Here is a 14,947-nt window from a genome sequence, read left to right on the forward strand (position 1 = left end):
AATACAAAAAATCCATCAATACAGGTAATATGATTGGAATTTATGAAAAAAATATTAGCCCGGAGCCAAAAAGAATAACCCAAAGTAGGGTGGAGATAGCCATTTTTTTAAGATAAGGGTCAAGTTCTTTGGCAACGGTTCTTGTTTGTACGGCTTTCCCGACTTTTATCATCAAGGGTAATACCAATAAGGCCAACAAACTTCCCCATGCCTGATTAGCCCAGGCAAAAGCAATGAGGGAAAGGTTACCGATTATTAGGAGCAACCAATTATAATTAACGGCTTTCTTTCTTCCTATTCTTACTGGAATGGACCGCTTCCCTGCTTTTTTATCCGATTCTATGTCACGGATGTTGTTGATGTTGAGGACTGCTGTACTGAAACAACCCAAAGAAATTGCCGGCCAGAGAATGTCCGTACTTAATTCAAGATGGTGGAGGTAATAACTTCCTGCTACTCCCAGCAAACCGAAAAACACAAAAACAGAGATATCTCCCAAGCCAACATATCCATAGGGATTACTTCCTGCAGTATAAGTGATCGCCGCCCAGATGGCTGCTAAGCCAAAAACCAAAAACAGCAAAAAGAGTTTGATGTCCTGTAAAGAAATATACAATAGTAAAAGACCCGAAATCAAAGAGAAAATACTTAATAAAATGATTGCTTTCTTCATTTCATCGAGCTGAATAATTCCGGACTGAACCGCACGTACAGGACCCTCCCTTTCAGAACTGTCCGCCCCATGTATACTGTCCCCATAATCGTTGGAGAGATTGGAGAGCACTTGAAGAAATATGGTGGTAAGCGCTGCCAAAACAAGCACTTCCCATTTGAAGGCCTGATGGTAAGCTGCAAGAAATGAACCCATTAAAATACTGGATAGGGCCAGGGGCAATGTTCTAAGACGAAGGGCATGAAGCCATGCCTGCTTTTTATTTTGAAGGGTTACCTGCACTTTTTATTTTTTTACAAAACTAATAAAAAACCTGCATCCCTTTCACAGGAGGCAGGCTTATACTTATTGGGAAGTTGAGCTATTAAGCAGTAACCAACTCAATGATTTCTTTGTCTGTTGGTTTTACGGATGAAGGAAAGAATTTCACCAATTCACCTTTTTCGTTGATGAAATACTTGCAAAAATTCCAACTGGGTTCCTTGTCATTCCATCCATTGAGGTCTTTGTCAGAAAGCCATCTGTACAATGGATGTTTGTCTGCTCCTTTAACGGAGATTTTATCCATCATCCGGAAAGTAACCCCATAATTTTCGGAACAAAACTGCTTAATTTCTTCATTGGTACCCGGCTCCTGACCTCCAAAATTATTTGCGGGGAAACCGATGATGAGCACTTTGTCCCCATGCATTTCATGGAGTTTTTGAAGATCGGCGTATTGAGGTGTATACCCGCATTTGGAGGCTACATTCACCAAAAGTAATTTCTTTCCTTTGAACTGGGAAAAGTCAACTTCTTCCCCGTTGATATCCTTCATTTTGAAATCGTAAAAGGATTTTTCCATAAGCAACTGCTCTAGAGTTGAGATTTTTTCAGGATTAGGCTTTTGAACACCGGAAGTGCAAGCTATCGAAATGATGGCTAAAGCAAATAAGATTTTTTTCATATTACATTCTGTCTGGGACTTTAATGCCTAATAAACCCATTCCTTTTCGGATTGTTTTTGCCGTAAGGGCAGAAAGTGCAATCCTGAAGGACTGAATGGAGCTATCTTTCTCATTGAAGATGGGTAATTCTGCGTAAAATTTATTGTATTCTTTTGCCAGATCAAACAGGTATTGGGCAAGTACCGAAGGTGCATACTCTTCTCCAGCCTGTCTGATTTTTTTCTCAAATTCATTTAAGATGACAATTAGATCCCTTTCTGAATCTTCCAACTTTCTGATTCCTGCAAAACCCTTGGAGGTGTAATCCACGCCGATTTGGTCTGCCTTTCTTAAAATGGAAGCTATTCTGGCATGGGAATACTGGATAAATGGACCGGTATTTCCTTGGAACTCTATGGACTCCTGAGGGTTGAAGAGCATTCGCTTCTTGGGATCCACTTTAAGGAGGAAGTATTTCAGGGCTCCCATACCCAGTATCTCATAGAGTTCTGCAGCCTGTTCAGCTGTAAAACCGTCAATTTTCCCTAATTCTTTGGTATGACTTTCGGCAGTTTCGATCATTTCCTGAATCAGGTCATCGGCATCCACCACAGTCCCTTCCCTGGATTTCATTTTGCCTGTAGGAAGATCTACCATGCCATACGAAAGGTGATATAGCCCGTCACCGTATGGTCTTCCAAGTTTGCGCATGATTTTGAATAGAACATCAAAATGATAATCCTGTTCATTCCCAACCACATATACAGACTTATTGATTTTGAAGTCATTGTATTTCAGGTCGCAGGTCCCCATGTCCTGTGTTATATAGACGGAAGTACCATCTGCCCGAAGAACTAGCTTTTCATCTAAGCCTTCTTCAGAAAGATCTACCCAAACTGAACCATTTTCTTTTTTATAGAAAACGCCTTTTTGGAGGCCTTCTTCCACAATATTTTTCCCTAAAAGGTAAGTTTCTGATTCGTAGTAAAATTTGTCAAAATCAACCCCCATTTTTTTGTAGGTTTCCGCAAAACCTTCATAGACCCAAGCGTTCATCGTCTTCCAAAGTTTTACAACCTCTTCATCTCCAGCCTCCCATAGTCTTAGCATTTCCTGGGCTTCCAATATAAGAGGGGCATTCTTTTTTGCTTCTTCTTCGGACTGTCCCTTTTCTATGAGCTCATTGATCTGCTTTTTATACTCTTTGTCAAAAATCACATAGTATTTACCGGCAAGGTGGTCACCTTTCAAGCCTGAGGATTCCGGTGTTTCACCATTTCCAAAATGTTTATATGCCACCATGGACTTGCAAATGTGAATTCCTCTGTCATTGACAAGATTGGCTTTTATCACTTCATATCCGTTGGCTTTTAAGATCTCTGCCACTGCAAAGCCTAGGAAATTGTTTCTCAAGTGGCCCAAATGCAAAGGTTTGTTGGTGTTTGGTGAAGAATATTCTACCATCACCCTTTGACCATTTGAAGGAAATTGTCCGAATGAAGGATTATTATATAACTGCCCGAATATTTCAAACCAGGAATCCTGACTGACGCTTAAATTGAGAAAGCCTTTCACTACATTGAAGGAAGTCACCACCGGACAATTTTGTTGTAGGTATTCTCCTATTTTCTGACCGGAAGCTTCCGGATTGAGTTTGGTTATTTTGAGGTATGGGAATACCACAAAAGTGAAATTACCTTCAAACTCCTTTCTTGTTGGCTGAAGGGAAAGTTCTTTGCTGTCAATGTCTTGATCAAACAGGTCTTTGAAAGCCTGATGTAAACTGGAAATAATTTTTTCTTCTAGATTCATTTTATTCAAATGCCAAATAGGCCCTGTAAATTTTATTTTTCACCGCAAAGACCGCGACGAAACGGTTGTTAATAATTATTCCAAGCACACTTTTCGGATAATTTTTCCACCAAGTCTGCAAAGAAAAGGATTAAACTAGTCTACCTTAGCACCCATTGCGGATATTATTTTTTACCGCCAAGTTTGCAATGGAAAACTTTCATTACATTTTCCCTTAGCGTCTCTTGCGGATTTAATTTATCCGCCAAGTCCTCTAAGGAATGATCATAATTTATCTTTCTCAGCGGCCTTGCGGTTTATAATTTTCCCTTCATATCAACCTGAAAATGGAAGGTTAGAAATTTTCAACCAAGGACTTGGTAGTCGCTTCAAGTATGTCAAAGGCATTCTCCGCCATGATATTTTCGGTATCCAAAGTAGGGTTTACCTCGACAATTTCCCAACAACAGACTCTTTTGTCCTTGATCAGCTCGGCATTTAATTTCAAAGCTTCTTCAACACTTAGTCCATTGGGCACAGGGGTTCCGGTACCCATAGAAATAGAAGAATCCAAACTGTCCACATCAAAAGAAATATAAATTTGATCACAATCTTTTAGGATTAGCAAAGCCTCTTTAGCTACGGTTTCTACTCCTAAAGCCCTTACCTCCTCAGTAGTAAAGTTTTTAATGCCATATTTTTTGATAAGGAAATCCTCTGGTTCCTCAGTATCCCTCACAGAAATAAACACGATATCTTCTGGTTTGATTTTTGGGAAATCTCCGCCTATTTTTTTGATCTTTTCCCAAAAAAGGATGGTTTCCTCCAGTGGTTCGTTGACCTGGCATTCGATGTTGTCTGTCTGGATGCACATAGCCAAAGGCATACCGTGCATATTACCGGAAGGAGTAGTATAAGGGGTATGAAGATCGGCATGTGCGTCAATCCAGATTACTCCCAGCCTTTTTTCGGGATTAGCAGCTTTAATTCCCATAATGGTACCTGCCGCAGTGGAGTGATCTCCCGCTAAAACGATGGGGAATTTCTTTTCCAATCTCAGTGACTCGATTGTACTGTACACATTTTCTAACACCTGGTATACACCATCAATGTATTTGGCATGGGGATGTCGGTTACCTTTCCAAAGAAAGCTATTGGCATCGGGTACATTGATCGGGTCAAACTGCGTGAAAAAATCTGAAGTTTTATCCAGGCTGGCGATTTTCAGGGCATCAATCCCTAAACTGGCACCTCTGGTGCCGGCGGCAATTTCTGAACGTACTTCAACCAATTTGATATCTCGCATAGAATTTCATTTGGGTTTATTTTCAATCAAACAATAATTGCCGCAAAAGTAGCTATTTGAGCATCAAGCACCAAGTGATTGAAACATTAAGTAGTAGACAGGAAGGTCTTTTCTTTTATCATCAATAGATGTTTCAGGTGCATCAATCAAAACATAGTGGAGCGAGGATCAAGCTCAAAGGTAGAAAATTCTTCCCCCGTTCCTCATTCAGCATGATAGCTTCGAGCAGTCATGGCTTTTCTAAACATGCCAAATTTCACATCTCAAATTGGTGGAGAAGAATATTTATTCCTTAGGATTAATTGATTAGGTAAAGGATCATCAGCTTACATTGATGCTCATATAATCTGTATGACATTAATTTCCCGAAAAATTCTAAATTGAGCCACAATTTAATTCCCTTATTGTGAACATTAAAGATAAAATTGGTTGGAAAACCGCAGCAGGACTTGTTGTTGCCAATATGATTGGTACCGGAGTTTTTACAAGTTTGGGTTTTCAGGTTGCAGAAAGTCAAAATACCTGGAGCATCATCTTGCTTTGGCTCATTGGCGGGATGATGGCACTGATTGGGGCATTTGTATATGCGGAGTTGGGGACACATTTTAAAAAGTCAGGAGGGGATTATATTTTTCTTTCAAGGACCATTAACCCTTCCGTTGGCTACCTTTATGCCTGGATTTCCCTTACAATTGGATTTCCGGCTCCGGTAGCTATAGCTTCCATGGCCATGGTACAATATTGGCAACCCCTGATCGGTCCTGAACTTAGTTTAGGTATGGGAGTGGTTTCCATTATAGCCATGAGTATTTTTCATTCTTTTTCGGTCCATCAATCCGGCAATGTTCAAAATGTACTGACAGGAATCAAGCTTTTATTTGTTTTTTCATTGATAGTCATTGGTACAGTCTGGGCATCTACTCTTGCCGGACCATCCTATGTTTTTACTTCTTCTTGGAAAGGCGAAATCTTAAGACCTGGCTTTGCGGTTTCCCTTATTTATGTTTTTTATGCTTATACAGGTTGGAATTCTGCAGCTTATATTGTAGAGGAAATTGAACAGCCAAGGAAGAACCTTCCCAAGGCATTGATTTCAGCGACAATTTTGGTGATGGTGGTTTATGTGCTGCTTCAATTGATTTTCTTAAAACATGCCAGTATTGATCAACTTTCAGGAAAGGTGCAAGTGGCCACTTTGGCTTTTGGAAATATTTTTGGAAATCAAGGTATTTTTTGGGTAAGTTTATTTATTGGAATCCAATTAATTGCAACCATTAGTGGCTACACTTGGGTAGGTCCGAGGATAACCAATGCCATGGCGAAGGAATTTAAATTATGGAGACCTTTGGCCAAAACCAATAAAAACGGTATTCCGGTCAGAGCAGTATGGTTCAATACCCTCATCAGTTTTGTGCTGATGTTGTCTGGCTCTTTTGAAATGGTCCTTTTGTATGTAGGCTTTGTTTTACAGTTGATGGGAACATTCACCATTGCTTCTTCTTTATTGGTCAAAAATGCAGAAGGATTCAAAAGTCCATTTAGGCCTTGGTTACAGATCATCTACATCATTTTCAGTCTCTGGGTGATGATCTTTATGTTTTATGACAGACCAAAAGAAAGTCTCATAGGAATGGGTATAATTTTGATAGGTTTTTTCCTGTACAGGTTGGACAGTAAGATTTCTAAAATTAACAATTAGTAGGTACAATGATTAGCTCCAAATTACCGGATATTGGGACCACCATTTTTACTGTGATGTCCAAATTGGCTTTGGACCACAATGCGATCAATCTCTCTCAGGGCTACCCAGGCTTTGACACCTATCTTTATCTGAAAGATCTGGTAGATGAGTATATGCAGCAGGGATACAATCAATATGCGCCAATGAGCGGAGTTCCCCAACTCAAAAGAAGGATTGCGTCAAAAGTTTTGAACATCCATGATGTGGAGTTTGATCCGGAAGAGGAGGTAACGGTAGTTTCTGGAGCCACTGAGGCAATTTATGCAGCGGTAACTGCGACTGTACGCCAGGGAGATGAGGTAATTATTCTGGAGCCTGCCTACGATAGTTATGCACCTGCAGTAAGACTCAATGGGGGGATTCCTGTATATGTTCCATTAAATATCCCTGATTTTTCAGTGGATTGGCAGAAGGTCAGGGATGCCATCACAGTAAAGACAAGATTGATTATGGTCAATACTCCCCATAATCCCTGTGGATATGTATGGACGCAGGAAGATTTAAACCAACTTGCTGAAATTACCAGGGATAGGGAGATTTACTTTGTCAGTGATGAGGTTTACGAACATATAGTCTTCGATGGAAGAAAACACTTGCCTTTATTATCCCATCCCGAATTAAGGGAAAAGACATTTTCCTGTGGTTCTTTTGGGAAAACTTTTCATATTACCGGCTGGAAAATCGGTTATTGCCTTGCACCAAGACCACTAAGCATTGAATTTAGAAAAATTCATCAATTTTTGACTTTCAGTACCAGTACGCCCATGCAATATGCATTGGCGGAATTTTTGGAAGATCCTAGCAGGTACCTGTTTCTCAATCAGTTTTATCAGGACAAACGAGACTTGTTTTGTGAAGGGCTTGAGCAGACTCCATTTAAGTTTACACCTTCCCAAGGAAGTTTTTTCCAGGTTGTATCCTATGCACACCTTTCAAATGAAGGGGATTTTGACCTGGCAATTCGGATGACCAAAGAAATTGGAGTCGCCAGCATTCCGGTATCAGTTTTTTACCATGATAAAAAAGACCACAAGTTGCTGCGGTTTTGTTTTGCCAAGGAGGACGATGTGCTGGAGCAGGCATTAGAAAAACTTCAAAAATTTACTTTCTGACGCTTCCCAAATGTGTCAATAAGATGACTGTGGAATGGGCTTCGGCAAGGTATTTTCCATTTTTGATGGGTTTGGCTTCATTCCAGGAGCAAATGTCATTAGGATAATCCTGAGCCGTATCTATCCAGATTCTCCATTTTGCTTTGTATTTACCAATCGTCGTTGGAAGTTCAAATTCAATATCCTGATGGTAGGCATTGAAGATGTAGTGTAAGGCCATTTCCCTATTGAGCGAAATGACCGTTACGGCTATGCTGTGGGAGTTGTAAGACCAGTCAGGTTGATTGAGTTTGGCACCATGCCAAGTGATTAGGGGCTGGTTAAGGAGGTCTTTGAGGCTCATATTGAACTCAGGATGGGCAGTTCCTCTCCTCAGACGGGTTTGGATAAGCATTTTTACAAAGCGGAGCATGTCTTGATTCTTTTCTACAAGACTCCAATCAAACCAGGCGATTTCATTATCCTGACAATAGGCATTATTGTTTCCCATTTGGGTTCGACATACTTCATCCCCCATGAGAATCATGGGAGCCCCCATGGAAAGCAAGTTGACTACATGGAAATTTTTCATCTGCCGTCTGCGCAGGGCAAGGATTTTAGGATTGTCTGTGGGTCCTTCGATTCCGAAATTCCAGCTGAAGTTTTCATTGTGTCCATCCCTATTTTTCTCCCCATTGGCTTCATTATGTTTTTCATTGTAGGAAACCAGATCATTTAATGTAAAACCGTCATGACAGGTTACGAAATTGATACTTTGTTCAGGGATGCTGTCTTTTTTTTGATAAAGGTCTGGACTACCTATAAGTCGGGTTACAAATTCACTTACTTTTCCTTTTTGGCCATTTAAAAAACCCCTGATGTCATCCCGGAATTTTCCATTCCATTCTTTCCAACTGTCCCCGATAAAGGTTCCAACCTGATAAAGGCCGGCTGCATCCCAGGCTTCTGCAATTAACTTGGTGCCGGCAAATACCGGATCCGATTCAATGTCCCATAAAATAGGAGGGTTTTCTACCGGGTTGCCATATTCATCTCTGGACAAGATGGATGCCAGGTCAAACCTGAAACCATCAATATGCATGTCCCTGACCCAAAAATGAAGACTGGAAAGTATCAACCTTCTGACAATGGATTGATTGGCATTTAGTGTATTTCCTGTACCTGAATAATCCTTGTATTGTGATTTGTCACCATTGAGCAGGTAATAGACGCTGTTGTCAATTCCCCTAAAGGAATAAGTGGGGCCATTTTCTTTGTTTTCGGCGGTATGATTGAACACTACATCCAGTATCACCTCAATTCCCGCTTTGTGAAAAGCTTTGACCATGTCCCTGAAATCATCCAAAACCTGAAGGGGGTTGTCCGGATCAGAACTGTAGCCTTGGTGCAAAGAAAAGAAAGAAACAGGGCTGTAACCCCAATAATTCGTCAGTCCTTCAGGAGCATCCTGAACATCAAACTGAAAAACCGGCAATAATTCCACTGCTGTGATCCCCAATTCTTTTAAATAGGGTATCTTATCAATCAAACCCAGGAAAGTCCCTCTTTTTACAGGATCTACCCCGGAATTCGGGTTTTTAGTAAATCCACCCACATGGAGTTCGTAGATAATGGTCTGGGAAAAAGGTGTTTTTGGATGAAGATCCCCTTCCCAGTCGTACAAATCCAGGTCTACAATGACACTTTTCATACTGGGGGCTTGGTCATTCCCAAATTTTGAAAGGGCTTTCCGGTCGTAATTTTTGGGAATCGCAACAGATTTGCCGTAAGGGTCTAAAATTACTTTAGAAGGATCAAATCGATGACCTTTATCAGGAAGGTAGGGGCCATAAATTCTATATCCATACAATTGTCCGGTGCTGATCCCTTCTACAAAAACGTGCCAATAATGGTAAGTTTTATTTTTTGTTTTATCCAGTTTGATCACTTGCGAGGGAACTAAATCATCAACCTGGTCAAAAAGCAATAAGTCTACTGCTGTGGCATGTTTGGAATAAATTACAAAGTTGATCCCGCCATCCATTTTGGTGGCACCAATGGGAAAACTTTGTCCGATACTGACTTTATAATGATTTGAGGAAGAGGTCATCAGGAAATTTGGGTAATTCAATAAAAATTTTAAAACGGGTGAAATTTGAATCAAAGGGCTTTAGCAACATGTGTAAAAATAAGTGGTATTCTATAATATTCAAAATCCTATAAAATATATAGGAAATATAGGAAAAATTTTTCTCTTTATTTACCTTTGCTTTAATATCATTCTAAATTGGTAGGAATAAAATGATAATAAGGGTTCCGCCAAAAATTAATTTAAGAAAAGACCAATGAAAAAAACGTTACTACTCAGTTTGGTTTTACCTATTTTGTTAAATGTGGCGAATGCACAAAGTACTTTGAAAGGAATAGTACGAGATGAGGCTGGCCATCCAATCATTGGAGCATCAGTTCTGATTGAAGGCACGAATGACTACGCTATTTCAGATGAAAATGGAAATTTCAGCATATTGACCAATAAACAAAGACCTTTCAATGTCTCAGCAAGTTTTGTAGGTTTTAAGTCTACTACAATTAAAATCACTGACAAGGAACAAAATGATGCCGTTTTTACCCTGGTAGAAGACAACTTGTTGGCAGAAGTATTGATCACTTCCAGGCGACGACAGGAAGAAATCCAAGCTGTTCCTATTCCCGTTTCTGTTGTTTCAGGTGCATTGCTGGAAGAAACACAGGCGTTTAACGTGAATAGGCTAAAAGAACTGGTGCCTACCGTTCAATTGTTTTCCTCCAATCCAAGGAACACCACCCTTAATATCCGTGGTTTGGGATCGACTTTTGGCCTGACAAATGATGGTATTGATCCAGGAGTAGGTTTTTATGTGGATGGAGTTTTTTATGCCAGACCCGCTGTAACAGCATTAGATTTCATTGATGTAGATCAGATTGAGGTACTAAGGGGACCTCAGGGCACCTTATTTGGTAAAAATACAACAGCTGGTGCTTTCAATATTACTACCCGAAGGCCTAGATTCCAGCCTGACGCTACAATAGAATCCAGTTTTGGGAATTTTGGTTTTGTGCAGACAAGAGGTTCTGTCACAGGAGCACTTTCCAAAAAATTTGCGGGAAGGTTATCATTTTCTGGAACCAAAAGGGATGGGCTGATATATAATGTAGCTACACAGAAATATACCAATGACCTGAACAATCTTGGTGTAAGAGGCCAATTGCTTTATGTTCCTTCAGAAAATGTAGAAGTTTTGGTGGCTGCCGATGTCACCAGGCAAAGACCGGATGGCTATGCACAGGTAGTCGCGGGCGTTGTGGAAACTAGGAGGGCCCCATTTAGGCAGTTCAACCAGATCATTCAGGATTTGGATTATGTCTTGCCCAGTACCAACCCATTTGATAGAATCATTGACCACGATACTCCCTGGAGATCAGGTAATGACCTAGGTGGTGTATCGATTAATGTAGATGCCGATCTTTGGGGTGGGACTTTGACTTCCACTTCTGCTTGGAGGTATTGGAACTGGGATCCTTCCAATGACAGGGATTTTACGGGGCTGCAGGCATTGAGTTTGTCTCAGGCACCTTCCAGACATGATCAATGGTCTCAGGAAATCCGGTATGCAGGGGACTTTTCGAATAAACTCAGTGGAGTAGTCGGGGTTTTCAGCTTATGGCAGGATTTAAGGTCATCACCTTTTCATACAGAGGAATCCGGAATCCATCAATGGAGATTTGTCCAGAACAATCAAAATCCCTTATGGCTTACCCCAGGATTATTGGACGGCTTTGGGATAAGAACAAGGAACAGCCTTCAATCTTTTAGCGGAGCTGTTTTTGGCCAACTGGATTGGAAAATAACTGAAAAGTTGAACCTGCTTCCCGGATTGCGTTGGAATTATGATGAGAAACAGGTGTATTTCAACAGGGAAACCTATGGCGGGCTACAAACAGATGATCCTGCATTGATTGCCTTGCAGCAATCTGTCTATAATGACCAGGAATTTGAAGCGTTTGTGGATGAGTCTAATTTTTCCGGACAGCTGACTTTAACTTACAGGCCTACAAAAAAGATCAATAGTTTCGGGACATTTTCTACCAGTTTCAAACCCGTAGGCATCAATTTGGGCGGATTGCCAAGGGAAGGGGGGAGAACCATGATAGAACTGGCCAGGATTGAACCTGAATATGTGACCCATTTTGAATTAGGAATTAAAACTAACCCAAGATCAAATGCGACTTTGAATATAGTGGCTCATATTACGGACATAAAGAATTTCCAGACGCTGGTGCAAACCCCTGATCTTTCCGTCAATAGGGGATATTTGGCCAATGCAGAGCGTGTAAATGTATCAGGTGTTGAAGTGGACTTTACTTTCAAACCATCGAGGTCTTTCCAGACTTTTGGTGCATTGGCTTACACGGATGCCAAATATGTGAAATTCACCAATGCTCCAGTACCTTTGGAGGAAGTAGGAGGGGAGAGTTTCAAGGATATTTCGGGGGGAAGGTTGCCAGGAGTTTCCAGATGGGCAGGTTCTTTTGGAGGCGAATGGACCAAAGGAGCCAAGTTTTTGGGTCTAAGCGGCAAGTTTTTTGTAGGGTCTGAACTTTTCTTTAGGTCAGAGTTTTCCAGCAGCCCATCGCCTTCTCAATTCATGAATATTGATGGCTATGGCATATTGAATGCAAGAACCGGATTCAGAGGGGACAATGGGTTTTCCATGTTTATTTGGTCCAGGAACCTTACCGACACCCAATACTTTGAACAGTTGCTTCCAGGTGCGGGGAATGCTGGACATTATGCAGCTGTCCTTGGTGATCCTAGAACCATCGGACTGACCCTTAAATTCAATTTTGAAATCAATCCAAGTAATTGATTCATCTGGCGGGGGCAGTAATATGCTCCCGACAGCAATGCAATCGGTTATAGAAATTTGAATCTTATTTTTTAATTTTTCTTATGGAATTTATAACCCATTCCTACAGACCAGATCCATTCGCCGGTTGTATCTCTGTGGTAAAATGGAGCTATAAAAACCAGGTTTTTATAATCGATCCTTGGAGAGACACCTAATCGCGCTCCGGCTTTTCCGTTTAAAAGATAAATTGATGGAAGTGCACCGATTCCAATTTTCAAATCAGGGTTTAGCACCAAAAATAAAGCCGGGCCTCCTACATTTAAGGCATAAAAATTATTACCAAAAGAAACCCCCACCATACCTTCCAAGCTTATTTCTGATCTTGGTTTTTCATGACTAGCATCCTGAGCTTTTGCGGCAAATAGTAGGGAAAAGGCCACAACAACTGTGAGTTGTAATTTTTTTTTCATGCGGTTATTATGATTATACATTTTTACAAATTTACGATTTTTTCAAAAACCTACAAAAAATATAGGAAATATAGGATAGGTGGTTTATTTTTACAGCACTAAAGTTTTATAAGGCATTGGAGAAAATTATCTTAAAGCTTAAAGCGGAGCCTATTTGGTCCTTATTCTTTGGATTGAGTTTGGTGATTTTGGTCTTGGTTACCTATAGATCATTGTTTGCATTCATAGGAGGAGGGGAAAATTGGGATGCCGAAATGTTCTTATGGTTTTTGTTGGTTGGATTTATTGCCCAAACTATAGATGGAGCTTTGGGTATGGCTTATGGTGTTTCCTCTAATTCTATTTTATTAGGTATAGGAATTCCCCCTGCGGTAGCCAGTGCATGGGTGCATTTTGCACAGGTTTTTACCAGTTTGGCCTCTGGAATTTCCCATTTGAAATTGGGTAATGTTCAGTGGTCCTTAGCCAAAAGGCTTATGATTCCCGGAGTGGCTGGTGCCATTATCGGAGCGTACTTCCTTTCCAGTGTGGATGGCAATACCATAAAGCCTTTTATTGCCATCTACTTATTGTTTATGGGCTTATTGATTCTTAAGAAAATTTTTAAAAAGAAGTCCAAGCCTTTTGATTCACAAGGAAAAAGTTTGCCTTATTTGGCTGGTATTGGCGGTTTTGCAGATGCCATCGGAGGTGGTGGCTGGGGGCCTGTCGTCAATTCTACCTTAATGGGCAAAGGGCAGCAACCAAGATTTGCTATTGGGACAGGTAATTTTGTTGAGATATTTGTCTCTTTGGCGAGTGCCAGTACTTTCCTGTTTTTCATCAAAGAACTTAACCTTGCTCCAATCCTCGGTTTAATATTGGGAGGCGTTATAGCAGCACCATTCGCTGCTCTGTTTGTTAAAAAAATCAATCCTAAAATTTTATTGTTAATGGTTGGGCTTTTGGTTATTGGATTGAGTATCCGTACTTTTTATCTGGCTGTGGCTTAAATTGGCAGAAGTACTTTCAATAAATGGTTTTTTTTGTATTTTAGCCCAAAATACTGAAAATATGCTTTCGAAAAGGGCTAAATATGCCATTAAAACCATATTATTTTTACACGAGAACCAAGAGAAAAAGCCTATTTCTGCCAAAACCATTTCCACTGAAGAGCGGATTCCTTATAAATTTTTAGAAAACATTCTGCGCGATCTTAAGAGCAATCAAATAGTCAAAAGTGTAAGAGGCGCAGAAGGAGGTTATAAATTGGCCAAAGACCCCAAAGAGATTTCAGTGTCTCAAATTATGCGGATCATTGACGGTCCTATCGCTTTGATTCCCTGCGTTTCAGAAAAGTTTTATGAACCCTGTCTGGAATGTGAAGATGAAGAAACTTGCAGAATAAGGAAGCTTTTTGCCATGGTTAGATCTGAAATGGTCCACATTTTGGATAAATCAATAATCGATTTGGCAAGGCTTTAAAAAAACATTCAAATTCCCTACAAAAAAGATAGGGTAATTAGGAAATTAAAAAAAACTGTTTTATATTTGAAACTATATTCAATTATCAAGTCACAACCGATATGAAATCAAATTCTGCTTATCAACCAACCTTTTCTGGCGCTATCATTCAATTGGAGAAATTTACCAGGTCAATTACTGATGAAGTTTTTAATGTTTCCTTGGAAAAATGGTTTGAGCAGATGGAGATGTTTGAAATCCTGGAGGTCAGCTCATTTGATTTTCCCAATTTTCCAGAGACTAACAAGGTTTTTAAGCTTATTAATTTCAAGGTTGATTCAGCTGAGAATGGTAAAAAACGCCTTTTTAACGGATTGATAAGACTGGGGCAGCCAGAAGGTGTGATTTTAGAATATCACAAAAAAATCGATACTTACACCTTAAAGTTTTATGCCCATCAAGAGATGGATGCCTATCTTTTCATACATAATCTGCATGCTGAATTGGAAAAAGATTTTAGATTCAGGAAGGTATTAGCTGCTGTAATCTCACAGCAAGAATCATTTGAAAACAGCCAACAATTATTGATGAAAGAACTTTTTGGATAAGTTTAATTC

General features: G+C 40.1%; 12 protein-coding genes. 6 read left to right on the plus strand and 6 right to left on the minus strand.

The window, feature by feature from the left end; genetic code table 11:
* Positions 1-40: 40 nt before the first annotated feature.
* From BC751_RS13745 to BC751_RS13760, 4 genes are all read right to left on the minus strand, one after another.
* Positions 41-955, minus strand: a complete 915-nt coding sequence (locus BC751_RS13745; RefSeq protein WP_130276042.1) for a 1,4-dihydroxy-2-naphthoate polyprenyltransferase — start codon at positions 953-955, stop codon at positions 41-43.
* 82 nt (positions 956-1,037) lie between these two features.
* Positions 1,038-1,619 carry a glutathione peroxidase gene (locus tag BC751_RS13750; RefSeq protein WP_130276043.1) on the minus strand — a complete coding sequence of 194 codons (582 nt, stop codon included), beginning with the start codon at positions 1,617-1,619 and terminating at the stop codon, positions 1,038-1,040.
* A gap of 1 nt (position 1,620) precedes the next feature.
* Complete coding sequence (gene argS, locus BC751_RS13755; protein WP_130276044.1) at positions 1,621-3,411, minus strand: arginine--tRNA ligase; 1,791 nt, start codon at positions 3,409-3,411, stop codon at positions 1,621-1,623.
* Positions 3,412-3,745: 334 nt separating this feature from the next.
* Positions 3,746-4,696 (minus strand): arginase, encoded by a 951-nt coding sequence (locus BC751_RS13760; protein WP_130276045.1) that lies wholly within the window; start codon positions 4,694-4,696, stop codon positions 3,746-3,748.
* Between the two features lie 406 nt (positions 4,697-5,102).
* Between BC751_RS13760 and BC751_RS13765 the strand changes: the two genes are divergently transcribed.
* Positions 5,103-6,395 (plus strand): APC family permease, encoded by a 1,293-nt coding sequence (locus BC751_RS13765; RefSeq protein WP_130276046.1) that lies wholly within the window; start codon positions 5,103-5,105, stop codon positions 6,393-6,395.
* 8 nt (positions 6,396-6,403) lie between these two features.
* Positions 6,404-7,549, plus strand: a complete 1,146-nt coding sequence (locus tag BC751_RS13770) for a methionine aminotransferase (protein WP_130276047.1) — start codon at positions 6,404-6,406, stop codon at positions 7,547-7,549.
* On the opposite strand, the gene glgX is transcribed toward BC751_RS13770, so the two are convergent.
* Positions 7,539-9,638: a glycogen debranching protein GlgX gene (gene glgX, locus BC751_RS13775; protein WP_130276048.1), complete on the minus strand. Its 2,100-nt coding sequence runs from the start codon at positions 9,636-9,638 to the stop codon at positions 7,539-7,541. The genes BC751_RS13770 and glgX overlap by 11 nt on opposite strands.
* Before the next feature lie 235 nt (positions 9,639-9,873).
* On the opposite strand from glgX, the gene BC751_RS13780 reads away from it, so the two are divergent.
* Entirely contained in the window at positions 9,874-12,435 is a 2,562-nt protein-coding gene (locus tag BC751_RS13780; protein ID WP_130276049.1) for a TonB-dependent receptor, read from the plus strand.
* Between the two features lie 71 nt (positions 12,436-12,506).
* Here the strand turns inward: BC751_RS13780 and BC751_RS13785 are convergent, their stop codons facing one another.
* Complete coding sequence (locus BC751_RS13785; protein WP_130276050.1) at positions 12,507-12,887, minus strand: hypothetical protein; 381 nt, start codon at positions 12,885-12,887, stop codon at positions 12,507-12,509.
* Positions 12,888-13,003: 116 nt separating this feature from the next.
* Between BC751_RS13785 and BC751_RS13790 the strand changes: the two genes are divergently transcribed.
* The 3 genes from BC751_RS13790 (at position 13,004) to BC751_RS13800 (ending at position 14,938) form a co-directional block, all read left to right on the plus strand.
* Positions 13,004-13,879: a sulfite exporter TauE/SafE family protein gene (locus tag BC751_RS13790; protein WP_130276051.1), complete on the plus strand. Its 876-nt coding sequence runs from the start codon at positions 13,004-13,006 to the stop codon at positions 13,877-13,879.
* A 61-nt stretch (positions 13,880-13,940) separates the two neighbouring features.
* On the plus strand, positions 13,941-14,351 hold the full coding sequence (locus tag BC751_RS13795) for an RrF2 family transcriptional regulator (RefSeq protein WP_130276052.1): 411 nt from the start codon (positions 13,941-13,943) through the stop codon (positions 14,349-14,351).
* A gap of 101 nt (positions 14,352-14,452) precedes the next feature.
* A complete protein-coding gene (locus BC751_RS13800; protein ID WP_130276053.1) occupies positions 14,453-14,938 on the plus strand; it encodes a hypothetical protein in 486 nt (161 codons plus the stop codon).
* Positions 14,939-14,947: the final 9 nt, after the last annotated feature.

The organism is Cecembia calidifontis (genome assembly GCF_004216715.1).
GTDB classification, from domain to species: domain Bacteria; phylum Bacteroidota; class Bacteroidia; order Cytophagales; family Cyclobacteriaceae; genus Cecembia_A; species Cecembia_A calidifontis.